Here is a 23,054-nt window from a genome sequence, read left to right as displayed (position 1 = left end):
AAGGAGATCCGCATGAGCCGCAAGCACCGCGACCGGTCCTGGCCGCCCGCCGACGCCGTCGCGCCCCTGGCCGCGCCGGTCGTCGACAACCACGCCCACCTGCCGGTGCCCGGGCTGCCGGTCGAGGGCCCCGGGTCCGAGGCCCCGCTCAGCGCCGCCGAGCTGGTCTCCCGGGCCGCCGCCGCAGGGGTCACCGGCATCATCACCTCCGCGTGCGAGGCCCCGACCTGGGAGGGCGGCATCGAGTCGGCCCGCGCCCTGCCGGGCGTGCGCGTGGCGTTGGCCCTTCATCCCAACGAGGCCGTGCTCCATGCGGGGGTGCGCGAGATCGGCCCCGACGGACTGGCCCCGGCCGCTCGTCCCCACCATGGCGAGCCGCTCGACGAGGTCATGGCCCGGCTCGAGGGGCTCGTGCGCTCCAACCGCGATGTCGTCGTCGCCGTCGGCGAGACCGGGCTCGACTTCTTCCGCACCGGGGAGCGCGGCGCCGACGCCCAGCGGGAGGCCTTCCGCGCCCACATCGCGCTGGCCAAGGAGACGGGGCTCCCGCTGCAGATCCACGACCGCGACGCCCACGAGGACTGCGTGCGGGTGCTGCTCGCCGACGGCGCTCCCGAGCGCACCGTCTTCCACTGCTTCAGCGGCGGAGCCGAGCTCGCTCGAGCCTGCGCCGAGCACGGCTGGTACGCCTCCGTCGCCGGCCCTGTGACATACCCCTCCAATGAGGCGCTTCGGGCCGCGCTGGCCCTCGTGCCCGACGAGCTGCTGCTGGTGGAGACCGATGCCCCGTACCTGCCGCCCGGGCCCTGGCGCGGTCGGCCCAATGCCTCGTACCTCATGGGGGAGACGGTGCGCTTCCTCGCGGAGCGGCGGGGGCTGGGGGAGGCGGAGATGTGCTCGGTCCTGTCTCATAGCACCAGGTCGGTCTACGGGGTGCCCGACGGGCCGGACGTGATAAGGATGTGACCTTGCGGTGTTGCTCGGGCGGGGCGTTGTCCGATAGCGTTCTGGGCAGTCATCAACCATGAGGAGTTCAACCGTGGGTCGACACTCGCAGACCAGCTCGTGGAGCACGACACTCGTCGAGCTTGGAGCTCTGGCCTCCAAGAGCCTGCCGGGCGCCAACAGCACCGGCGCTCGGGGCCGTCGTCGCGCTCAAGGCGCGCCCAAGACCTCCGTGGCCCCAATGATGTACCGGGCCGGTGGAGTCGCCGCCGCCCTGTCTATTGCGGTCTCGGGCGGCGCGTACGCCGCCACCCAGGCCGGTGACGGCGACGGCGGCAAGCCGCCGAGCGAGACCCAGGTCCGTCTGGCCGCCATCGGCGGCCCCAATGGTGGCGGGGCGTCAGCCGGTCAGTCGGCCGGGCTGACCATCGAGGGGCAGTCCGACTCGGTCTACACCGTCACCGAGGAGAGCACCGAGGAGCACGGCCGGGTCGAGAAGGAGACGGACTCCCTCCCCGAGGGGGAGACCAAGGTCGAGACCGAGGGCGTCGATGGTCTTGTGCGGACCACCTACGAGGTCGTCTCGAAGGACGGCACCGAGGTCTCGCGCACTCCCCTGTCCAGTGCGGTGGTCACCGAGAAGGTCGACGAGGTCGTCCTCGTCGGCACGGGCTCGGGCAACACCGGTGGGAAGTCCGCCCCTGCGGACTCCGGGTCCGGTGGTGGTGGCGGCGGTGAGTCGTCGTCCCCGGCGCCGGCGGCCAATGCCTCGGGCGACGGAACCACGCCCGAGGGCGCTCAGGCCATCGCCCGCTCGCTCATGGGGTCCTACGGCTGGGGCGACGGGGAGTTCTCCTGCTTGCAGAGCCTGTGGAACCGCGAGTCGGGCTGGAACTACCAGGCTCAGAACGCCTCATCGGGCGCCTATGGCATTCCGCAGGCCCTCCCCGGCTCCAAGATGAGCTCGGTGGCCGATGACTGGGCCACCAACCCCGCCACTCAGATCACCTGGGGACTGGGCTATATTCAGGGTCGCTACGGCACTCCGTGCAGTGCCTGGGCGCACTCCGAGTCCGTCGGCTGGTACTGATTCGATCGACTGACTTATCGGTCTGCTGCGATTCATCAATGGATCGTGGTCGGATCGTGATTCCGAGTGCGGTCGCGCGTGGCGGGACGGTGCCCGTTATTCTGGGCCCCATGTCTCCGACCACCGACGCCGCCCGGGCTGCATGCGGCGCCGGGGACTCCCGCTCGGCCCCCACGGGCGTCCCGGTTGCCCCGTCGGAAGCGGGCTTGCTCGGCCCCGTCGCCGTACGGGGCCTGGCCGCGGCGCTCGGCATTCGCCCCACCAAGGCTCTTGGCCAGAACTTCGTCCACGATCCCGGTACCGTGCGGCGCATCGTGCGCCGGGCCGGGGTGCGCCCCGACGAGACCGTCTTGGAGATCGGCCCGGGGCTCGGCTCTCTCACACTGGCCATCCTGGAGACGGGAGCCCGGGTGATCGCCGTCGAGGTCGATCCGTCCCTGGCTCGGGCCCTGCCCGTCACGGTGGCTGATCGCATGCCCGGGGCCGCCGGGCGCCTGAGCCTCGTGCACGCCGACGCCCTGACCATCGACGGCCCCGACGCGCTGGGCCTGCCGCCCACGGGCCGCGCCCCCACCAGGCTGGTCTCCAATCTTCCCTACAACGTGGCCGCGCCGGTGCTCCTGACCCTGCTCGACGCCCTGCCGACCCTGGAGACCGCCACCGTCATGGTCCAGGCCGAGGTCGCCGACCGTCTCGCCGCCCGCCCCGGGTCGAGGACCTACGGCGTCCCCAGCGTCAAGGTCGCCTGGTACGCCTCCGCCCGCCGCGGCATCACGATCGGCCGCACCGTCTTCTGGCCTGTGCCGAACGTCGATTCGGCCCTCGTCGAGCTCGTGCGCCGTGAGCCGCCCGTCGCTCGGGTGGGCCGCGAGCGGGTCTTCGCCGTCATCGACGCCGCCTTCGCCCAGCGTCGCAAGACTCTGCGCAGGGCTCTCGCCCCGCTGGCCGGTGGTCCGGATAGGGCCGAGGTCGCCCTCCGCGCCGCCGGTATCGACCCGTCCGAGCGCGGTGAGAGGCTCGATGCGACCGACTTCGCGGCTCTGACCGAGGCCCTCGTGACCGTCGGCGCCCTGACCGACCCCGACGCCCAGGAGATCCGATGAACCACCTGCGAGCCGTTCCCGGTGCGGACGACAGCGTCCCCTCCGCCGAGCGCTACCACGGCTCGGCCACGACCGTGCGGGTCGAGGCCCCCGGGAAGGTCAATCTCTTCCTGTCCGCCGGTGCTCCCGGTGCGGACGGGTACCACCCTCTGACCACGGTCTTCCAGGCCGTGCGGCTCATCGAGACCGTGACCGCCCGCAGCCAGTCCCGCGCCGCCCACGGCAGCATCACGCTGAGCCTGGAGGACGCCGCCGTCGATGTTCCGACCGACTCCTCCAACCTCGCCGTGCGCGCCGCGCGTCTGCTGGCCGAGGCCACCGGCGTCACCGACGGCGTCGACCTGACCATCCGCAAGCGCGTGCCCGTGGCCGGGGGCATGGCCGGCGGCTCCGCCGACGCCGCGGCGACGCTGATCGCCTGCAACGCATTGTGGGGCACCGGGCTCGGGCCGGACGAGCTGCAGGATCTGGCGATGCGGCTCGGCGCCGACGTCCCCTTCCCCCTCCTGGGCGCCACCGCCGTCGGGCACGGACGCGGGGACCGGCTCACTCCGCTCATGACTCGCGGCAGGTACCTGTGGGTGCTGGCCTTCGCGGCGCGCGGCCTGTCCACGCCGGCAGTCTTCCGGCGCTTCGACGAGCTGGCCTCCGCCCGGTCGTCCGGCGGGGGCGGGGCCCCGCCCGCGGAGGCCCCCGAGACCATGACATCCGCGCTCCGCGCCGGCGACGCCCGAGCCCTGGCGGGGGCCCTGCACAACGACCTCCAGGAGGCATCCGTCTCCCTGCTCCCGGAGATCGCCGAGATCATGACGACCGCCGAGCGCGCCGGGGCCCTGCGCGCCATCGTCTCCGGATCCGGCCCGACGGTGGCGGCCCTCGTGCCCGACGCGACGAGCGCCACGCGCGTCATCCGCGCGCTGACGGCATCCGAGCTGGTGCGCGGCACCGCGCGAGTCGATGCCCCGGTGGCCGGGGCCCGGGTGGTGGGCTGACATGGCGCACCTGCTCGGGGCGGAGTCCATCCGCATCGCAGTGGGCTCCCGCCTCCTGCTCGAGGACGTCACCCTCGGTATCGGGGACGGCGGTCGTGTGGGACTCCTGGGCCCCAACGGCGCCGGCAAGTCGACCCTCCTGGCCGCCCTGGCGGGCGCGCGCGAGGTCGACGGCGGCCGCGTCACCCGGTCGGGGGGCACTCGCGTGGCCATGCTCGCCCAGTCCGACGACTTCGCCCCCGGTGACACCGTGCGCACCGCCGTGCACGGCGACGCCCCCGAGCACGAGTGGGCCTCGCGGGCCCCGATCCGCGACATTCACGCCGGGCTGCTGGCCGACGTGGACCTCGACGCCCGGGTCACCGCGTTGTCGGGCGGCCAGCGCCGACGGGTCGCCCTGGCCGCGGTCCTGACAGCGCAGGCCGACGTCGTCATCCTCGATGAGCCCACCAACCACCTCGACGTCGAGGGCGTGGATTGGCTCGCCCGTCACCTGAACGCCCGCTTCGCCGGCAGGCGCGCCGCCGGGGCGCTGATCGCCGTCACCCACGACCGCTGGTTCCTCGACGCCATCTGCACCAATGTGTGGGAGGTCGTCCCCGGTGCGGATCCGGGCGGCGGACGACCGCAGGTCGCCGGGCGGGTCGAGACCTACGACGGCGGTTACGCCGCCTACGTACTGGCCCGCGCCGAGCGGGCCAGACGGGCCGCCGTCGCCGCCGCCAAGCGCGAGAACCTGTTGCGCAAGGAGCTCGCATGGCTGCGCCGCGGGGCGCCCGCGCGCACGTCCAAGCCGCGGTTCCGCATCGATGCCGCGGAGGCCCTCATCGCCGACGTGCCGCCTCCCCGGGACTCCGTCGAGCTCGTGGCCATGGCCTCCTCCCGTCTGGGCAAGAAGGTCATCGATCTGGAGGACGTCACGGTCCGCTACCCCGGCCCCGCGGGCGAGGGGGTCACCGAGGTGCTCCGCCACGTGACCTGGCGTCTGGCGCCGGGCGAGCGCGTCGGCGTCATCGGCGTCAACGGCGCGGGCAAGACCACCCTCCTGCGAGTGCTCGACGGCTCGCTCGCGCCCGCCGGAGGGCGTGTCGTGCGCGGCAGGACCGTGTCCGTGGCCGCCCTGTCCCAGTCCACCCACGAGCTGGACCCCCTGGCGGACAAGCGCGTGGTCGAGGCCGTGGCCATGGTCGGCGAGCACGTGAGCGTGGGGGGCAGGGAGCTGACCGCCGCCCAGCTCGTGGAGCGCCTCGGCTTCACCCGGCAGCGCGCCTGGACCCGGGTGGGGGAGATCAGCGGAGGGGAGCGGCGGCGTCTCCAGCTGCTGCGCCTGCTCATGACCGAGCCCAACGTGCTGCTCCTGGACGAGCCCACCAACGACCTGGACACCGACACGCTCGCCGCCGTCGAGGACATCCTCGACTCCTTCCCCGGCACTCTCGTCGTCGTCTCCCACGATCGCTACCTGCTCGAGCGGGTCACCGACCACCAGGTCGCCCTTCTGGGAGACGGCGCCCTGCGCGATCTGCCCGGCGGCGTCGAGCAGTACCTCCGTCTGCGGCGTGAGGCCGTCGTGAATGACGATGCGGCGGAGGGGCGCGGCGGCGCGTCGGGCTCCCGCGCCCGGGGTGGTGGAGCCGCTGCCGGATCCGCCGGGACCGTCGCGGGAGCGGGGGATGGCCGGGCGCTGAGCGGGGCCGGACGACGGGAGGCGCAGAAGACTCTGGCCCGCATCGAGCGGCGTCTCGAACGGGCCGGGCGGGCAGTCGATGTCCTGCACGCTCGCCTGGAGGCCGCCTCGGCCGATCCTGCGCGCCTTGGCGAGCTCGCCGAGCTGGGCAGGGAGCTCGCCGCCGCGGAGGACACGCGCTCCGAGCTCGAGACGGCGTGGCTGGAGACGGCCGAGGAGTTGCAACCATGACTCGCGGATCCGAGCGCGCGGCCGTCGTCCCCGGGATCGACCTGGTCAAGCCCGTCCTGGCATTGCTGGTCATATGGATCCACACCGCGCCCCTCGCCAGGATCGCCCCGACCGTCAACACCTATGTCACCGCCGGTGCGGCTCGTCTGGCGGTCCCGCTGTACCTGGCGATCTCCGGCTACCTCCTCTTCCGCAGGCCGAACCCCCCGGTGCGCCGCCAGTTGCGGCGCGTGCTCGAGCTCTACCTCATATGGCTGGTGCTCTACCTGCCCGTCATCGTCCCCGACCAGCTCTCCGAGGGCCTGCAGGGGCCCGTTCACCTGGTGAGGCTCATCCTCACCGGTGGGATGACCCACCTGTGGTACCTGCCCTCCGTTATCATCGGGATCGTCGTGGTCTCCGCGGGGCTGAGGGTGACGACTCCGGGGCGGCTGCTGGTCGCGCTGGCCTGCCTCAGCGCCGTCGGGACGCTGGCCTACGGGGCCATGGGCACGGGAGCGCTGTCGGACGGCGGCGGTCAGGGCGTCGTCGTGCACCTCCTGGCGGGGCTCGACGAGCTCAGCCTCGCCCCGCGCGACGGCATCTTCACCGGTGCCTGCTACGTCGCCGTCGGCGCATGGGTGGGGCGCACCGGCGGGTGGCGGCCCCGCACGGCCGTCGCCGTCGCCACGACGGGATGGATCGCCATGCTCGCCGAGGCCGCCCTGAGGCGACGGACGGACTTCGGCGCCGACCTGGCGGATCCGGTCTCCACCTGCTACCTGAGCGCGCTGGTGCTCGTCCCGGCGCTGCTCTGCCTGCTGGTGGCCCGTACCCTGCCGGCCCCGCTGCCCGGGCAGGTGATGGCCCGTCACACGGGCAGCCTGGTGTACTTCGTCCACTACGGGGTGCTGCTCGCCCTCGGCGCGGACCTGGCGCACAGCGCCGGACCGATCCGCTCGGTGCTCGTCGTCCTGATCTCCTTCGGCCTGAGCGCGGCCCTGGTGCGGGCCTCCCGAGTGCGCGGGCTGGCCCTGCTCAAACGGCTGTACTGAGCCCTCCCGGATCTCTCACTCTCCTCCGGGGCCCGGGCCCTGCCCTACCGGGCCGCCTCCTGGGCGGGGGCGCGCAGGACGGGCGCCGGCTCCATCGCCCGCAGGCCGTTCCAGGCGAGGTTGACCATGTGGGAGGCCACCTTCTCCTTGCTCATGGTCCGGTTCTCCAGCCACCACTGCGCGGGCATGGCCACGATCCCCACCAGCATCTGGGCGTACAGCGGAGCGGTCCGCGGGTCGATGCCGTGGTCGGAGAACTGCGAGGCCAGAAGGCCCGAGACCTGGATGGCGACGTCGGCCAGGAAGGTGGAGTAGGTTCCCGAGGCCCGATCGTTGCCGCTGGAGAGGATCCTGAAGCCGTCGGGGGAGTCCTCGATGTAGGTCAGCAGTGCCAGCGCCGCCCGCTCCACGGTGACCGAGGCGGAGGACGACGATCCCAGCGCCCGGGTGATCGTCGTCGAGATGGTGGTGAGCTCGCGGTCGACGATCACGGCGTACAGACCCTCCTTGCCGCCGAAGTGCTCGTAGACCACGGGCTTGGAGACCTTCGCCCGGGAGGCGATCTCCTCGATGCTCGTGCCGTCGAAACCCTTTGTGGCGAACAGGCCGCGCGCCACCTCGATGAGCTGCTCGCGCCGCTCTCCCGCGCTCATGCGGGTCCGTTTGCTCCCCTTGCCGGACATGGGGACATCATGCCGCGCGCGGGGCGCCCGCGCCGCGGCGAGCGCGCGTGACGAGACCCGCATGGCCGGGATGCCCCGGCTCGCCCGGCGCCGTCGGGTTCTCGCCGATCATGCGCTCGTGAGACACTGGCGCCCGGTCGCGCGACCGGGAGAGCCCGGGCGCGGCGTTCCGCCCTGGTGTAGCGGCAGCACGCAGGCCTTTGGAGCCTTGAGGCCCGGGTTCGAATCCTGGGGGCGGAACCGCGGGCGGGCGGCGCCACGACGACACGCGGCGCCGGCTCCCGCCGCGAGCGACGTAGGATGACCGTGTGCACTCGTCGTGCTGCGTCGGGTGCATCCCGCGATCACCAGCGAGAAGAGGACTCGTGGCTTCCACCGCACCCGCCGCCGCCGTCATCATGGCCGCAGGCAAGGGCACCCGCATGCGCTCGGCCGTTCCAAAGGTGCTGCACACCATCGGCGGGCGCAGTCTCCTCGACCACGCCGTCGCCGCCGCCCGCGGCCTGCGCCCCGATCATCTCGTCGTCGTCGTGCGCCACGAGCGCGACGCCGTCGTCGCCCACCTGTCCGAGGTGGCACCCGATGCGGTGGCCGCGGACCAGGACGAGACGCCGGGCACCGGTCGTGCCGTCGCCTGCGGCCTCGCCTCGCTGCCGGAGGACCTCGCAGGGCCGGTCGTGGTGACCAGCGGGGACGTGCCGCTGCTGGACACCGCCACCCTTCGGGCTCTGCTCGCCCAGCACGTCGAGCGCGGCGACGCCGTGACCCTGCTGACGACCGTCCTGGACGACCCCACCGGCTACGGCCGGGTCGTGCGCGAGGCCGACGGCACCGTGTCGGCCATCGTCGAGCAGCGCGATGCCAGCCCCGAGCAGCGCGCCATCACGGAGATCAATGCCGGCGTCTACGTCTTCGACGCTGCTCATCTGCGCCGGGCCCTGGCCGCGCTGGGCACGGACAACGACCAGGGTGAGGTCTACCTCACCGACGTGGTCGCAGACGCCCGCACCGCGGGCCTGCCCGTGTCGGCCCTGGTCGTCGCCGACCACTGGCTCGTGGAGGGCTGCAACGATCGTGCTCAGCTCGCCGAGCTCGGCGCGGAGCTGAACCGCCGCACGCTGGAGCGCTGGATGGGGACGGGGGTCGGCGTGGTCGATCCGGCCGGCACCTGGGTGGACGTGTCCGTCGAGCTCGCTCGGGACGTGGTCCTCGAGCCCGGGGTCCTGCTGCGCGGCGCGACCCGCATCGGCGAGGGCGCCCGCGTGGGCGCCTACGCCATCCTGACCGACGTCGAGATCCCTGCCGGTGCGGTCGTCGCGCCCTTCAGCCAGCTCGACGGCGATGCTCCCGCGGGGCACTGAGACGAGCGCGGCGACCACCGCGCTCACCACCGAGGGCCTCACCGGCCGTCAGAGAGGAATCACGTCATGACGGGCATTATCACCAGCGGTGAGAAGCGACTGGTCGTCGTCTCCGGCAGGGCGCACCCCCAGCTGGCCCAGGATGTCGCCATCGAGCTCGGCACGCAGGTGCTGTCGTCGACCGCCTACGACTTCTCCAATGGGGAGACCTACGTCCGCTTCAACGAGTCGGTGCGGGGCTGCGACGTCTTCGTCGTGCAGTCCCACGGCGACCGCGTCAACGACTGGCTCATGGAGCAGTTCATCATGGTCGACGCCCTCAAGCGGGCCTCCGCCAAGCGCATCACCGTGGTCGCGCCCTTCTTCCCGTACGCCCGCCAGGACAAGAAGCATCTGGGCCGCGAGCCCATCTCCGCCCGGCTCGTGGCGGACCTCTACAAGACGGCGGGCGCGGATCGCATCATGAGCATCGATCTGCACTCCTCGCAGGAGCAGGGCTTCTTCGACGGCCCCTGGGATCATCTGTGGGCGCAGCCGGTGCTGGTGGACTACATCCGCCGTCGCATCGACACCTCCAATGCGGCCGTCGTCTCCCCGGACGCCGGCCGCATTCGCGTGGCCGAGCGCTGGGCCAACGCCCTGGGCGGCACACCGCTCGCCTTCGTCCACAAGACGCGGGACATCACCCGGCCGAACGAGTCGGTGGCCAATCGCGTCGTCGGCGCCGTCGAGGGACGCTCCTGCGTGCTGGTCGATGACATGATCGACACCGGTGGCACGATCTCCAAGGCCGTGCAGGTGGTGCTGGACGCGGGAGCCAAGGACGTCATCGTCGCCGCCACGCACGGCGTGCTCTCCGGCCCGGCCGTGGACCGGCTGTCCACCTGCGGGGCCCGCGAGATCGTCGTCACCGACACCCTGCCGATCCCCGACTCCAAGCGCTTCGGGTGCCTGACCGTGCTGCCGATCGCACCGCTGCTGGCCCGCGCCATCAAAGCGGTCTTCGACGACGGCTCGGTGACCAGCCTGTTCGACTCCGAGGCGGTCTGAGCCCGCGCATTTGCCAGGCGGTCTGAGCCCGCGCATCCTGCACGGCCTCTTGCACGCCTTGCGCGGTGCGCGTGGGGGGGGGCGTGAGCGGAGGCCGCCGGCTCGGCGCCCTCGGTCCCCCGCGGTCGTATGTCGGGGCCCGCGGTCGTGCTCTGCTGCGCCGGGTCGTACCTTAGGAGGGATCTAAGGTACGACCGCGCGGATGCGGGTACGACCGCGCGGGCTCCGGTACGACCCGCGCGGGGCCGTCGCGACGACGCAGCGCCGGACGGCTCGGACGGCCCAGCCCGACACGACCGCGGGGACGGGGCGCGCCTTCGGGCCGTCGTCGAGCACCGGCCGCGACGTCCCGATCGCGAGGCGCTCTGTCCGCCCCGTCGGTTTCCGTCGTCGAGCTCAGTTCCCTCAACGAGCCGGGTGCATCCGGTTGCATTGCAATTCGGTTACGTGGCATTGCAGTTCAATTACGCATCGCGGTAGCGTGGTGGCACCCCTTAATTCATCCCTTTTCTCACAAGCAGAAGGGCATTCCATGCACTCTGTTGCCGATCGCTTGGACACGTCGCTCAGCGGGCGCCTGCTCGTGGCCGTCCTCGGGCCCATCGCCCTGGCCCTGGCCGTGGTGGTTCCGTCCGTCGCGGTGGGCCTGCCCGGTGGGGCCGGCGTCGAGGAGGGCGCCGCCTCCGCGCACAGCCCCTGGCGGTTCTCCATGAACGGCGACGCCATCGACTCCTCCTCGACGGGCATCACCTGGAGGATCGGCTTCGGCTCGGACTACGTCAAGGAGCGACTGGCCTCGGGGGAGTCGGCCATCGCCGTTGACGGCAGCACCCGGGACACCATCACCGTCACCGAGACCCTCGGCGACGGCATGAGCCTCGACTCGGACTCGTCCCAGTGGGCCCTCTACGCGCGAGACCCGGCCACCGGCTCCGAGGACGCCATCGCCACCACCGGCTCCCGGGAGTCGACGAGCGCCGGCGCCGGTGGCTTCGAGCTCGCCGTGACGACCCGCGGCCAGGTCGCCACCATCGGGGTCACCGGTCCCTTCGCCCCGGCCACCGACTACGAGATCGTCCACCGCGCGGGATTCACCTCGCGGACCGGCGGTCCGATCATGGGCGCCCGGTACTCCAACAGAGCCGTTCTCAACGGCTCCGGCGAGGAGGCCAGCGGCGAGCGCAGTTACGTGGAGCCCTTCGAGGCCGCCGTCGGGATGGACCCCGGCTTCGGCGGCTTCGGGGTCGTCACGACCCTGACCGGATCGGCCCTCGACGTCGTGCCCGCCAGCACCGTCTTCGATGTCAGGGTCGGCTACGCCCTGCCCGCCGCGGCCGACGCCTACGCCGGTTGGACGGCCCCCGGAACCCTCGGCGACGACGGTCGGAGCGGCTCGACCGTCATGCGGGTCGAGACCGGCAGGTCGAGCATCTTCCCCGGAACCTTCCCCGAGGGCACGACCATCACGCTCAGTGAGGACCTGACCAGCGCCTCCCCGGCCCCCGAGGGCTACAGCTGGGGCTCCCCGAGCTACTCGGTCGACGGCGTCGAGTCTCCGAGCCTGACCATCGGCTCCCGGACCAGCACCACTGCGTCCCTGACGAACCGGGCCTTCAAGACGGCCCTGGGCACCTTCCAGGTCAGGCAGACGGCCTCGGGCGCGGAGGCGGCGGCGAACGCCGCGAATGCCGTGAGCAAGGAGTTCGGCTTCATCTACGACTGCTCCGACGGGCAGTTCGGCGCGGTGACCGTCAGGGGGAACGACGTCGCCGCTCCCGACAAGACCTTCGACGGGGGCACGACCTGCACCGTGAGCGAGGACGAGAAGATGGCGGCTATTGACGGCTACGACCTGGCGGTCCCGGAGACGCAGACGGTGACGATCGCGGCGAACCCCTCGCAGCGGGCCACGACGGTCGAGTTCGTCAACGTCTACACGCCGGCGGGGGCGAACTCCATGACGAGCTCCGCGACAGCGGAGACGTCGGCTGGGCCGGCGGAGGCCTCTGCGAGCCCCGCGGATCCGGCGATCGCCTCGGGGGCGGGCGCGGAGCCGCGCGCGCAGGCGGCCGCGGGTGCCGAGGGTCCGGGTGCGAACCAGTCGATCTCGGGCGCGCTCTCGCGGGCGACGCCGTTGGCGATGACCGGCGCCGCGGTACTGGTGCCCCTGATCATCGTGCTCGTGGCCCTGATCGGCGGCGCGCTGCTTGTGGTGCGCCGTCGGGGCTCCAGGGACGACGACGGCGACGTCACCGGCGTCGGCCCCGACGCCGGTGACGGAGACTGATCGGTTCGATCGAGCGCGGTGCCCGGGTGGGATCTCCGGTCGGAGCGGGGCCCACCCGGGCGTTCTGCTGATCAGGCGGCCCCGTGCTCGGGACGCCGGGACCGGTGGGCGCCGTGATGAAAACAGGGCACAACGATGCGCACTTGTCCTATAACATTGTTCGAACTCTACCGTGCGGGAACGATTCGGGTCTTTGGGGGAGCCTCGTCATGAGAGATGGTGCGATTACTGAAACCGGTGGATTCAATGAGTTTCTCGACATTGAAGAGGGGTTCAGTCTGATGTATAATTCGTACCGAAAAACACGGGAGGCGGCATCGTGATCATTGCTCACGAGCTTGAAAAGAAATACGGGCAGCACACGGCGCTGGATAATGTGAGCGTCAGAGTCGAGGCGGGGTCGATCGTCGGCTTCGTCGGCCCGAACGGAGCAGGCAAATCAACGACCCTGCGAATCATCGCCGGTCTGGAATCCGCAGACTCGGGTATCAGCGAGATCGATGGCGAGCGATCCGGTCGGCTCAGCAGCCCCTGGTCGAAGATGGGCACTCTGCTCGACAGGCAGGGGGTCAACGGCGAGCTCACCGCCGTGAGGGCGGTGAGGGCCCTGGGCGAGGCGTACGGGGTGCCGTCGAGCGAGATGGAGGAGATTCTCGACACGGTCGATCTGATGCATGCCAAGAACCGGAAGGTCAAGACCTTCTCGCTGGGCATGAAGCAGCGCCTGAACCTCGCTCTGGCGCTCATCGCTCATCCCGACTACCTGCTCCTCGACGAGCCCATGAATGGGCTGGACCCTGACGGGATCATGTGGTTGAGGGAGTTCTTCGGTTCCTTCCGCGACGAGGGCGGCGGAATTCTCCTGTCGTCGCACACTCTGACCGAGGTCGAGGCCGTGGCGGACGAGATCGTCGTGATCAAGGAGGGCAGGACCGTGTGGGCGGGCGGCACGGACAGAATGTCGGGCGCATCGGGATCGGTGGTCGCTGCGGACGATAATGGGAGACTGGTCGACGTTCTGCGCAGGCGGGAGTACGAGTTCTCCAGCGACTCCGATCTGGTCCATGTGGCGGCCGTTGAGCCCGGGACGCTGGGCCGAGTCCTGTACGAGGAGGGGGTCGTGGTCACTCATCTCACTGAGGAGCGCACGTCTCTCGAGCAGTTGTATCTTTCGTTGAAGGGGAATGGGGAGAACTGACGATGCGGACCAGTTGCAAACGCTCCGGACTCGCTCAGCTCACGATTCAGAAGCACGTTTTCATCGGCTCTCGATCGGTGAGATTGCTGACGTACGTCGGCCTGGCCGTGATGATGGCCGTGGCCATCGCAGTCTCGTATAGCGTCTCCTTGTCCTACGGGAGGGGGGAGCCGCTTAATAACACGTCCTTCTTGTATGAGATCCCTGAGTTCGGATTCTCGTTCGCGCAGATCTTCTTCGGCGCGTCGTTCATCGTCTTCGTGTGCACCGAGTGGAGCTCCGGGTTCATCTATACGACCTACGGGGCGACCCAACGGCCATACGGGTTCGTGCTGGCGAAGTTGGTGTGGCCTCTGGTGTTCGCGGTGTGCGTGTTCTCGGCGCTGCTGATCCTGCTGATCCCGATCGAGGACGTGCTCGTCAGCAATGGAACTCCTTACGGGGTGTCGTTCTCCGACCCGGTTGTGTGGAGGCAGATAGTCGTTGCGAACTTCAACCTGATGTGCAGCGGCCTGTTCGCCGCGGGCCTCGCATTCGTCTTCCGCCAGGCCGCTTCCGCGCTGGGAACCTACATCGCGGTGAGCCTGATCGCGCCGATCGTGTTCGGTCTGATCCCCCTGCAGGTGAGCGAGGAGATCAGCAAGTGGCTGCCGAACAATCTGTTCGGATACCTCATCACGCGGGATCCGGAGATGATCCCGAATCTCAACTACCCCTTGCTCCTGGTCGCGGCCGCGGCGTACCCGGTTATCGCCTTGACCGTCGGAGCCTATGTGATGAGGAGGAAGATCATATAAGTCCAACTCCCTCCTCGGTGGTCGGGGGTGCGGGCGGGCGCGGGGCGCTGGTCCCTCACCGGCGCGAGCGAGGACGTCGAGGACGGGGCGCGGGGCGCTGCGGCTGGGATCCGAGGGCTCCGATCCTCATCGGGATCCCGGGGCCATCGAGGCGCCGGGACCCCGACCGCGCATCCCGATCACCCTCCGCACGTCGGAACGCGACGAGCCGCATCGGCCGGCGGCGCGCTCGCCCTCGGGCGCCGCCCCTCTAGACTGCTCGCCGTGCGTCTGACCGCCCTCCTGCCCCCGCTTCTCGCCGACCCGACGATCGACGACCTCGTCGCCGCAGCCGGCGGCCGCTCCCGCACCGACCGCTCCGTCGTCGTCGCGCGGGGCGCGCGCCCCGCCGTCCTGGCCGCCATGGCACTGGGCGCCTCGGGAGTCGCCCGCGCCGCCGGTCCTGCTCCCGCCGCCGGCTCGCCCTCCTCCAAAGGTTCCAGCGGCGCGGAGTCCGACGCCGCGGGTTCCGACGACGGCACGCCCCTGCTCGTCGTGACCGCCACCGGCCGGGAGGCGGAGGAGACCGCCGCCGCCCTGACCTGCTACCTGCCCGCCGCCGACGTCGCCGTCTTCCCCGCCTGGGAGACGCTGCCCCACGAGAGGCTCTCCCCCCGCGCGGACACCGTCGCCACCCGCCTGGCGGTCCTGCGCCGCCTGGCCCATCCCGAGGACGGCCGGGCCGCCGGCTCCGCCGATGCCGGGCTGTCCGGTGCCCCGGACCCCGGACGCGGCCCCATCCGCGTCCTCGTCGTCCCCGTGCGGGCCCTCCTGGCGCCGGTCGTCGAGGGACTCGGCGACCTCGAGCCCGTCCGCCTCGCCAAGGGCCTGGAGGCCGGCCTCGAGGCCACCGCCGAGCGCCTGGCCGCGGCCGCCTACACGCGGGTCGACATGGTCGAGAACCGCGGCGAGTTCGCGGTGCGCGGCGGTATCCTCGACGTCTTCCCGCCCACCCTGGCCCGCCCCGTGCGCGTCGACTTCTTCGGCGACGAGATCGAGTCCGTCTCCACCTTCGCCGTGGCCGACCAGCGCACCATCGAGGAGATCGGAGCCGTCACCGCCACCGCCTGCCGCGAGATCGTCCTGACCGACGCCGTGCGCGAGCGCGCCCGGAGGCTCACCGACGTCATCCCCGGCGCCGCCGACATGCTGAGCAGGATCGCCGAGGGCGTCACCTGCGAGGGCATGGAGTCCCTCGCCCCCGTCCTGGTGCCCCGCATGGTGCCGCTGCTCGACCTGGTCGGGGACCGCCTCGTCGTCGGTCTGGAGCCGGAGCGCCTGCGCAAGCGCGCGGAGGACCTCGTGGCCACCACCGCCGAGTTCCTCGCCGCCGCCTGGACGTCCGCCGCCTCCGGGGGCACCGCGCCCATCGACCTGTCCGCCGCCGCCTTCGCCCGCCTCTCCGAGGCCCGCGCCCTGGCCCTCTCGACGAACCGCGGCTGGTGGTCCCTGTCATCCCTCGCCCCCTCGCCGGACACCGCCGAGCTGCCGCTGCGCGATCCCAAGAGCTACCGCGGCCGCCTGGAGGAGGCCGTCACCGACCTGGGCTCCCTGGCGCGCGACGGCTGGAGCGTCGTCGTGGCCACGGACGGCCCCGGGCCGGGGCGCCGCATGGCCCAGCTGCTCGCCGACGGCGGCGTGCCCGCGCGCATCGTTACCCAGCTCGACGAGCCGGCCGATCTGGGGCGCGGCGCCCCCGACAGCGGCCCCGACGGCATCGCGAGGGGCGACGGTGTGGTCCGTGTCACCCAGGCCAGTGCCGGACATGGCTTCGTCGCCGAGCCGCTGCGCCTGGCCCTCATCGCCGAGTCCGACCTCACCGGCCGGGCCCCCTCGGGCCCGCGCGAGCGCAAGGCCGTCCCCGCGCGCCGCTCCCGCAGGAGCGTCGACCCCCTCTCCCTGCACCCCGGCGACCTCGTCGTCCACGCCCAGCACGGGATCGGCCGCTTCGTCGAGCTCATGCGCCGGGGGGTCGGCGGCGGGAGGGGCACCGGGAAGGACGGCGCGACCCCGGCGACCCGCGAGTACGTCGTCATCGAGTACGCCCCCTCCAGGCGCGGCCGGCCCGGCGACCGGCTCCTGGTGCCCACCGACTCCCTGGACCAGGTGTCCAAGTACGTCGGCGGCGACGCCCCCGCCCTGAACAGGATGGGCGGCTCCGACTGGGCCAGGACCAAGTCCAGGGCGCGCAGGGCCGTGCGCGAGATCGCCGGCGAGCTCGTGCGCCTCTACGCAGCCCGGAGCGCCACCACCGGGCACGCCTTCGGCCCCGACACGCCCTGGCAGGCCGAGCTGGAGGAGGCCTTCCCCTACACCGAGACGCCCGACCAGCTCGCCACCATCGACGACGTCAAGCGCGACATGGAGGCCTCCCAGCCCATGGACCGCCTCATCTGCGGCGACGTCGGCTACGGCAAGACCGAGATCGCCGTACGCGCCGCCTTCAAGGCCGTGGCCGAGGGCAAGCAGGTCGCCGTGCTCGTGCCCACCACCCTGCTGGTGACCCAGCACGCCGAGACCTTCTCCGAGCGCTACGCCGGATTCCCCGTGCGCGTCGCCCAGCTCTCCCGCTTCCAGTCCGACGCCGAGTCCGCCGAGGTCCTGGCGGGGCTGGCCGATGGCACCATCGACGTCGTGGTGGGCACCCATCGGCTCATCACCGGCCGGGTCCGCTTCAAGGACCTGGGCCTGGTGGTCATCGACGAGGAGCAGCGCTTCGGGGTCGAGCACAAGGAGACCCTCAAGGCGCTGCGCACCGACGTCGACGTCCTGGCCATGTCCGCCACCCCCATCCCCCGCACCCTGGAGATGGCGGTGACCGGCCTGCGGGAGATGTCCACCCTGGCCACCCCGCCCGAGGACCGCCACCCGATCCTCACCTACGTGGGCGCCTACGAGACCAAGCAGGTCGGTGCCGCCATCCGCCGCGAGCTGCTGCGCGACGGGCAGGTCTTCTACGTCCACAACCGTGTGGAGGACATCGACTCCGTCGCCGCCCGGCTCGCCTCGCTCGTGCCCGAGGCGAGGATCGCCACCGCCCACGGGCAGATGGGCGAGGCGCGCCTGGAGAGGGTCATCGACGACTTCTGGCACAAGGAGATCGACGTCCTGGTGTGCACCACCATCGTCGAGACCGGCCTGGACGTCTCCAACGCCAACACCCTCATCGTCGACCGGGCCGATCGCATGGGCCTGTCCCAGCTCCACCAGCTGCGCGGCCGCGTGGGGCGCGGCCGCGAGCGGGCCTACGCCTACTTCCTCTACCCCTCTGACAAGCCCCTGACCGAGACCTCGCTGGAACGGTTGCGCACCATCGCCTCCAACACCGACCTGGGGGCCGGCATGCAGGTGGCCATGAAGGACCTTGAGATCCGCGGCGCCGGGAACCTGCTCGGAGGCGAGCAGTCCGGTCACATCGCCGGGGTCGGCTTCGACCTGTACGTGCGCATGGTCTCCGAGGCCGTGGCCGCCTACAAGAAGGCCCTCCTGAGAGGCGGGCCCGACGGGACGGCGGAGGCGGACGCCGGGGCCGAGGTCGATGAGGACCTGCGCATCGAGCTGCCCGTGGACGCCACCATCCCCGAGGACTACGTCCCGCACGAGCGGCTGCGCCTGGAGGCCTACACCAAGTTCGCCGCGGCCCGCTCCGAGGCCGACGTGCGCGATGTCCTGGACGAGCTCGCCGACCGCTACGGGCCCGTCCCCGAGCCCGCGCGGCGTCTGGCGTCCCTGGCCCGGCTGCGCGCGCTCGCCGCCCACCTGGGCGTGCGCGAGATCGTCGCCCAGGGGAGGTCCATCCGCTTCGCCCCGCTCAGCCTGCCCGAGTCCGCGCGCATGAGGGTCACCCGTCTCTACCCCGGAACCGTCCTCAAGCCCGCCACCCGGACGATCGTCGTGCCCGCACCGGGCACCGCCCGCATGGGCGGCGGGCCGATCGAGGGGGAGGCCCTGCTGCGCTGGGTCGAGGTGCTCCTGCGCGCCGTCGTCGCCGGGGACAAGGACTACGAGGCCGAGGCCACCCGGTACCGGCGCAGGCGATGACCGCGATGACCGCGATGACCGACCACGGATCGGCGCGCTCAGGCGCCCGTGGCGCGCTCGTCGCCCGCGTCGCCGGGTGCGATCGGGAGGAGACCCCGGAGCTGCCGCAGCATCGTGGACAGCTTGGCGCCCGTCTCGTCGTGCTCCGCCCGAGGTGAGGAGCCCGGAACGATTCCGGCCCCCGCCTGGACCCGGACCGACGCCTCGCCTATCCGGGCGCCCCTGAGAACCAGGGACCAGCGCCCGTCGCCGGTCGAGTCGGTCCACCCCACCAGGCCCGCGTAGAACTGACGGCTGCGCCCCTCCAGCTCGCCGATGAGCCGGGCCGCCTCCGCCGCGGGCCTGCCGCAGACGGCGGGAGTCGGATGGATGCGCAGGGCGGCCTCCAGCGCCGAGACCCCGTCGGGCAGTTGTCCGGTGATACGGGTGCCCAGGTGCCACATGGTGTCGGTGGCGACCAGGGAGGGGGACGCGGGCACGTCCAGGTCGTGGACGAACCCGTTGAGCGCTGCGCCGATGTGCTCGACGACCAGCTCGTGCTCGTGCAGGTCCTTTCCGGAGGCGTGCAGCAGATGGTCGGCCCGCCGCTCGTCCTCCACGCGGCGGCGCGCCAGTGATCCGGCCAGCGGGAGGGTCATGAGGCTCCCGTCGTGGACATCGGCCACCACCTCCGGGCTCGCACCGATCCAGTACCGCCCCCGGGAGTCCCTGGCGCAGTAGACGTCGGCGGCGAGGTGGTCCCGGATCGCCAGGCGCTCCAGGAGGGCCCCCGCCACGCGGGAGGGGACGGCGCCCTCGGGAAGGGGAAGATCGACGCACCGCGACAGCACGACCTTCTCCAGGGCGCCGGAGCCCAGGTGGTCCAGGCAGACGGCCACGCCCCGTCGGTACTCGGGGTCCTGATGGGCGGCGGGGGCGGAGGCCCGAGCGGGCTCCGACGCGCCTCGGGGCGGCGCGCCGTCCGCGGCCCTCCAGCGCCTGGGACGGCACACGACCGCATCGGTCATCCTCAGGCAGGCGGGCTCGCGCAGGTCGAAGGGGATGAGGCCGTAGAGCAGATGGGCCCGGCCCGTCCCGCGCTCCACTCGGCGCAGCTCGTCCACGATCCGGTGCGCCTCGTCCACGGGACGCGGGGCGAGGACGGGCCGGAGCAGCCTCCCCCCGGTGGCGGCGAGCTCCCAGCGTCCGGAGGACAGGAGGAGATCGGGCGCGGTGGCGGGAGGTCGCGCGCTGCGCTGGGTGCTCTGCTGATCACCGGTCATCGCTGGCTGGCGCCTCCGTCCACGGCGAGGTCCGCCACGGTGATGTGGCGGGCCATGGGGGAGACCAGGAACTCGACGACGCCGGCCACGTCCTGGGCCGAGGCGAGGCGTCCCAGCGGGACCCCGGTCTGGAAGAGCCGCGGGAGGCCCCGCACCGTCTGAGCTGTCCGGTCCTCCCCGTCCCGCATGGAGCGCAGCATGGGGGTCAGGGTCGTGCCCGGATTGACGACGTTGCACCGGATTCCCGAGGGCCCCAGCTCCAGGCCGAGGCTGCGCGTGAACTGCGAGGCGGCGGCCTTGGAGGCGGAGTACACCGCGGGGTGGGAACGCGGTCGCAGCGCCGAGTTGGAGGCGACGGTCGTCAGCGAGCGCACGTTGGGCGGGATGTCCCCGGGCCGCTGGCCGCACATGAGGCGGGCGGTGGAGCCGCTAGGGGCGGACGCGAGATCGTCAGGCGCCCTCCCCGCGCGCTGCGCGGACGAGGGCGGGACGGGAACGGCGGGACTGGATGGCACAGGCGGGATCCTGTCGTACGGGTGAGCAACGGGGCATGCCGTCGAGCGCGGACTAACCGTTCACCAACAGCACTTCATCAGGCGTACCGCGGGTGGCCGCGGAACGCGTCGTGAGGATGTCCCGCGGCGCAGCCGGGCGAGAACCTCCCTCGGAGGCATCGGCCGTCGTCGGGGCGACGCGTCCTGCCAGGCCGGGGCCGGGCGGGCCGCGACCCGTTCGCCCAGCGGTGGGTCGGACGTGCGGCGCGGATGGGCCCCCGCCGCACCCGGGGAGTCTGACGAGGCCGTACACCTGTTCATCGTACGCATAGGTTTTCCGTACTTAAGTCACAAAAGTGTTGAGGGCTCTCGTGCTCGCCGATCTCGGTCCGGTTCGGCACCGGGATCGGTCCGGTGGAGGGGCGCCCGGATGTCGGGCGCTACGAGTCGGGCATGTCCGCACGAGGCCGGCATTCCCGCGCGAGTCCGGCGCCGTCGTCGTCGGACTCGCGCGGAGGGGCCCGACTCGACGCGTGGGCCGTCGGAAGCGCGGGCGGTCGGGCTACCATGGTCGCACGTGGCCGCGGACCGCCGGGTCCCCCCGGAGCCCCGGCCGCGCACTGCTCGTGCACGTGTCCGTCGCAGGTCTGACAGGGAGCTCACCGTGACCCGTATTCTTCCGCGTCCCGCGCGCCTCCTCGCCGCAACCGCCGCCGTGGCTCTCCTCGGAGGGGTGCTCGCGGGGTGCTCCGCGCGCCCCGGCCGGGCCTTCGTCGGGACCTACACGGACGTGGACGGGCAATCCCGCACCATCTCGGTGTCCCAGGAGGATGTTCAGACCGCGTCCGCGGAGCTGTCCGGGATCCCGGGCCTGGACGCCGACGCGGTTCTGAAGATCCTCGTCTCGGGGCGGCTTCTCGAGGGGGCCGCCGGGAAGTACGGTGTCACCGCGACCGACGACGATGCCAGGGCCGCTCTGGCATCCCTGGACGGCTCCGACGGATCCTCCTACTCCCGGGCCAGCGTCGATGTCGCGCGCTCCGTGCTCCTCAATCAGCGCGTGCAGTCGCTGGATCAGGACCGTCAAGCGGCCCTCGCCGCGGAGGCCGATGCCGTGCAGTCGTCGCTGGTCGGCGAGGCGTCGCCGCGCTACACCATCGCCAACAGGGAATGGCGAGTGCCCGACGCCGCTGCCGCCACCGCCCCGCCCGGGCTCGGCTCGCGCCCGTCCTGACGCCCGCGAGCCTCGCCCCCCTGCCCGGGGCGCGAACCATGTCGACGACGGCGCGAGCGCACGGCGTCGTCGTCCCGCGTCCCGCGCCGCCTTGGCGGCCCCCGGTGCTCGCCGGTCGTGAACGGCGCGGCGACGGGGGACCTACGCCCTCGAAGTGGTCGGCGACGACCGGTAGTCTGACCCCCGCATCCGGATCACCGCGATCGATCGACAGAACAAGGAGCACCAAGTGGCCCTCATCGAGACAGTTAAAGCCCGCGAGATCCTCGACTCCCGCGGCAACCCGACCCTCGAGGTCGAGATCCTGCTTGAGGACGGCGCCTCCGCTCGTGCCGCCGTCCCCTCCGGCGCCTCCACGGGCGCCTTCGAGGCCGTCGAGCTGCGCGACGGCGACAAGTCCCGCTACGGCGGCAAGGGCGTCGAGAAGGCCGTCGCCAACGTCAATGACATCATCGCCCCCAAGGTCGTCGGCTTCGACGCCGCCGATCAGCGTGGTCTCGACCGCCTCATGATCGAGCTCGACGGCACCCCCAACAAGGGCAGGCTCGGCGCCAACGCCATCCTCGGCGTCTCGCTGGCCGCCGCCCAGGCCTCCGCCGAGTCCGCCGGGCTCAACCTCTTCCAGTACGTCGGCGGCCCGAACGCCCACGTCCTGCCCGTGCCGATGATGAACATCATGAACGGCGGCTCCCACGCGGACTCCAACGTGGACATCCAGGAGTTCATGGTCGCCCCGATCGGCGCCACGACGTTCCGCGAGGCCCTGCGCATGGGCGCCGAGGTCTACCACGCCCTCAAGGCCGTCGTGAAGGAGCGCGGCCTGTCCACGGGCCTGGGCGACGAGGGCGGGTTCGCCCCCAACCTCGACTCCAACCGCGAGGCCCTCGAGCTCATCGTCGAGGCCATCGGGAAGGCCGGTTACAAGCCCGGCGAGGACGTGGCCCTGGCCATGGACGTCGCCTCCAGCGAGTTCTTCGACGACAAGACCAAGACCTACCAGTTCGAGGGCGAGGCCCGCGACACCGCCTTCATGGTCGACTACTACAAGAAGCTCATCAAGGACTTCCCGATCGTCTCCATCGAGGACCCGCTCTCCGAGGACGAGTGGGACGACTGGAAGCACCTCACCGAGCAGATCGGCGATGAGGTCCAGATCGTCGGCGACGACTTCTTCGTCACCAACCCCGAGCGTCTGGGCAAGGGGATCGGCCTCGGCGCCGCCAACGCCCTGCTGGTCAAGGTCAACCAGATCGGGTCGCTCACCGAGACCCTCGAGGCCGTCGAGATGGCGCACCGCGCCGGCTACAGGACGATGACCTCGCACCGCTCCGGCGAGACCGAGGACGTCACCATCGCCGACCTCGCGGTGGCCACCAACTCCGGCCAGATCAAGACCGGTGCTCCGGCTCGCGGCGAGCGCATCAACAAGTACAACCAGCTCCTGCGCATCGAGGACGCCCTGGGCGAGGACGCCGTCTACGCCGGCGCCGGCGCCTTCCCGCGCTTCAAGGCCTGATCCGATTCGG

At 71.9% G+C, this 23,054-nt stretch carries 17 protein-coding genes and 1 tRNA gene; 15 read left to right on the top strand and 3 right to left on the bottom strand.

From position 1 onward, the window contains the following. Positions 1 to 12: 12 nt before the first annotated feature. The 6 genes from G448_RS0103025 to G448_RS0103000 all read left to right on the top strand — a co-directional run bounded on the left by G448_RS0103025 (position 13) and on the right by G448_RS0103000 (position 7,082). Positions 13 to 966, top strand: coding sequence for a TatD family hydrolase (locus tag G448_RS0103025; RefSeq protein WP_026406784.1), 954 nt, complete (start codon positions 13 to 15; stop codon positions 964 to 966). Between the two features lie 73 nt (positions 967 to 1,039). Then, on the top strand, positions 1,040 to 2,035 hold the full coding sequence (locus tag G448_RS0103020) for a G5 domain-containing protein (RefSeq protein WP_026406783.1): 996 nt from the start codon (positions 1,040 to 1,042) through the stop codon (positions 2,033 to 2,035). A 110-nt stretch (positions 2,036 to 2,145) separates the two neighbouring features. Beyond that, a complete protein-coding gene (gene rsmA, locus G448_RS0103015) occupies positions 2,146 to 3,138 on the top strand; it encodes a 16S rRNA (adenine(1518)-N(6)/adenine(1519)-N(6))-dimethyltransferase RsmA (RefSeq protein WP_026406782.1) in 993 nt (330 codons plus the stop codon). Continuing rightward, positions 3,135 to 4,130, top strand: a complete 996-nt coding sequence (locus G448_RS0103010; RefSeq protein ID WP_026406781.1) for a 4-(cytidine 5'-diphospho)-2-C-methyl-D-erythritol kinase — start codon at positions 3,135 to 3,137, stop codon at positions 4,128 to 4,130. The genes rsmA and G448_RS0103010 overlap by 4 nt, the downstream gene beginning before the upstream one ends. Before the next feature lies 1 nt (position 4,131). Next, the gene (locus G448_RS0103005; protein ID WP_026406780.1) at positions 4,132 to 6,048 is read left to right on the top strand and encodes an ABC-F family ATP-binding cassette domain-containing protein; all 1,917 of its coding nucleotides are present in this window, start codon (positions 4,132 to 4,134) and stop codon (positions 6,046 to 6,048) included. Then, positions 6,045 to 7,082, top strand: a complete 1,038-nt coding sequence (locus tag G448_RS0103000) for an acyltransferase family protein (protein ID WP_026406779.1) — start codon at positions 6,045 to 6,047, stop codon at positions 7,080 to 7,082. The genes G448_RS0103005 and G448_RS0103000 overlap by 4 nt, the downstream gene beginning before the upstream one ends. A gap of 44 nt (positions 7,083 to 7,126) precedes the next feature. On the opposite strand, the gene G448_RS0102995 is transcribed toward G448_RS0103000, so the two are convergent. Continuing rightward, positions 7,127 to 7,765, bottom strand: a complete 639-nt coding sequence (locus G448_RS0102995; protein ID WP_026406778.1) for a TetR/AcrR family transcriptional regulator — start codon at positions 7,763 to 7,765, stop codon at positions 7,127 to 7,129. Between the two features lie 168 nt (positions 7,766 to 7,933). On the opposite strand from G448_RS0102995, the gene G448_RS0102990 reads away from it, so the two are divergent. The 7 genes from G448_RS0102990 (at position 7,934) to mfd (ending at position 18,538) form a co-directional block, all read left to right on the top strand. After that, positions 7,934 to 8,005 (top strand) — tRNA-Gln (locus G448_RS0102990). 125 nt (positions 8,006 to 8,130) lie between these two features. Next, a complete protein-coding gene (locus G448_RS0102985) occupies positions 8,131 to 9,126 on the top strand; it encodes an NTP transferase domain-containing protein (RefSeq protein WP_026406777.1) in 996 nt (331 codons plus the stop codon). 66 nt (positions 9,127 to 9,192) lie between these two features. Continuing rightward, positions 9,193 to 10,176 (top strand): ribose-phosphate diphosphokinase, encoded by a 984-nt coding sequence (locus tag G448_RS0102980; RefSeq protein WP_026406776.1) that lies wholly within the window; start codon positions 9,193 to 9,195, stop codon positions 10,174 to 10,176. Between the two features lie 532 nt (positions 10,177 to 10,708). Continuing rightward, the gene (locus tag G448_RS14885) at positions 10,709 to 12,463 is read left to right on the top strand and encodes a DUF7926 domain-containing protein (RefSeq protein WP_051268551.1); all 1,755 of its coding nucleotides are present in this window, start codon (positions 10,709 to 10,711) and stop codon (positions 12,461 to 12,463) included. Between the two features lie 319 nt (positions 12,464 to 12,782). Further along, a complete protein-coding gene (locus G448_RS0102970) occupies positions 12,783 to 13,661 on the top strand; it encodes an ATP-binding cassette domain-containing protein (RefSeq protein ID WP_026406775.1) in 879 nt (292 codons plus the stop codon). Between the two features lie 77 nt (positions 13,662 to 13,738). Next, on the top strand, positions 13,739 to 14,458 hold the full coding sequence (locus tag G448_RS0102965) for a hypothetical protein (protein WP_211227950.1): 720 nt from the start codon (positions 13,739 to 13,741) through the stop codon (positions 14,456 to 14,458). A gap of 264 nt (positions 14,459 to 14,722) precedes the next feature. Next, a complete protein-coding gene (gene mfd, locus G448_RS0102960) occupies positions 14,723 to 18,538 on the top strand; it encodes a transcription-repair coupling factor (protein WP_026406773.1) in 3,816 nt (1,271 codons plus the stop codon). Between the two features lie 38 nt (positions 18,539 to 18,576). On the opposite strand, the gene G448_RS14880 is transcribed toward mfd, so the two are convergent. Then, the gene (locus G448_RS14880) at positions 18,577 to 19,800 is read right to left on the bottom strand and encodes an isochorismate synthase (protein WP_051268549.1); all 1,224 of its coding nucleotides are present in this window, start codon (positions 19,798 to 19,800) and stop codon (positions 18,577 to 18,579) included. Then, positions 19,797 to 20,315 carry an SDR family oxidoreductase gene (locus tag G448_RS14875; RefSeq protein WP_051268547.1) on the bottom strand — a complete coding sequence of 173 codons (519 nt, stop codon included), beginning with the start codon at positions 20,313 to 20,315 and terminating at the stop codon, positions 19,797 to 19,799. Before G448_RS14875 ends, G448_RS14880 begins: the two co-directional genes overlap by 4 nt. A gap of 643 nt (positions 20,316 to 20,958) precedes the next feature. On the opposite strand from G448_RS14875, the gene G448_RS0102945 reads away from it, so the two are divergent. Next, positions 20,959 to 21,528 (top strand): hypothetical protein, encoded by a 570-nt coding sequence (locus G448_RS0102945; RefSeq protein WP_026406772.1) that lies wholly within the window; start codon positions 20,959 to 20,961, stop codon positions 21,526 to 21,528. A 229-nt stretch (positions 21,529 to 21,757) separates the two neighbouring features. Beyond that, positions 21,758 to 23,044 (top strand): phosphopyruvate hydratase, encoded by a 1,287-nt coding sequence (gene eno / locus G448_RS0102940; RefSeq protein WP_026406771.1) that lies wholly within the window; start codon positions 21,758 to 21,760, stop codon positions 23,042 to 23,044. Positions 23,045 to 23,054 lie beyond the last annotated feature (10 nt).

It is taken from the genome of Actinomyces gerencseriae DSM 6844 (genome assembly GCF_000429265.1).
GTDB lineage: Bacteria > Actinomycetota > Actinomycetes > Actinomycetales > Actinomycetaceae > Actinomyces > Actinomyces gerencseriae.
This window is presented reverse-complemented; position numbering and strand designations above follow the sequence as displayed.

Bases quoted from the DNA above. Each gene is read 5' to 3' on its own strand.
- G448_RS0103025 (WP_026406784.1), top strand. From the start codon at position 13: ATGAGCCGCAAGCACCGCGACCGGTCCTGGCCGCCCGCCGACGCCGTC.
- rsmA (WP_026406782.1), top strand. From the start codon at position 2,146: ATGTCTCCGACCACCGACGCCGCCCGGGCTGCATGCGGCGCCGGGGAC.
- G448_RS0103010 (WP_026406781.1), top strand. From the start codon at position 3,135: ATGAACCACCTGCGAGCCGTTCCCGGTGCGGACGACAGCGTCCCCTCC.
- G448_RS0103005 (WP_026406780.1), top strand. From the start codon at position 4,132: ATGGCGCACCTGCTCGGGGCGGAGTCCATCCGCATCGCAGTGGGCTCC.
- G448_RS0103000 (WP_026406779.1), top strand. From the start codon at position 6,045: ATGACTCGCGGATCCGAGCGCGCGGCCGTCGTCCCCGGGATCGACCTG.
- G448_RS0102995 (WP_026406778.1), bottom strand. From the start codon at position 7,765: ATGTCCGGCAAGGGGAGCAAACGGACCCGCATGAGCGCGGGAGAGCGG.
- G448_RS0102980 (WP_026406776.1), top strand. From the start codon at position 9,193: ATGACGGGCATTATCACCAGCGGTGAGAAGCGACTGGTCGTCGTCTCC.
- G448_RS14885 (WP_051268551.1), top strand. From the start codon at position 10,709: ATGCACTCTGTTGCCGATCGCTTGGACACGTCGCTCAGCGGGCGCCTG.
- G448_RS14880 (WP_051268549.1), bottom strand. From the start codon at position 19,800: ATGACCGGTGATCAGCAGAGCACCCAGCGCAGCGCGCGACCTCCCGCC.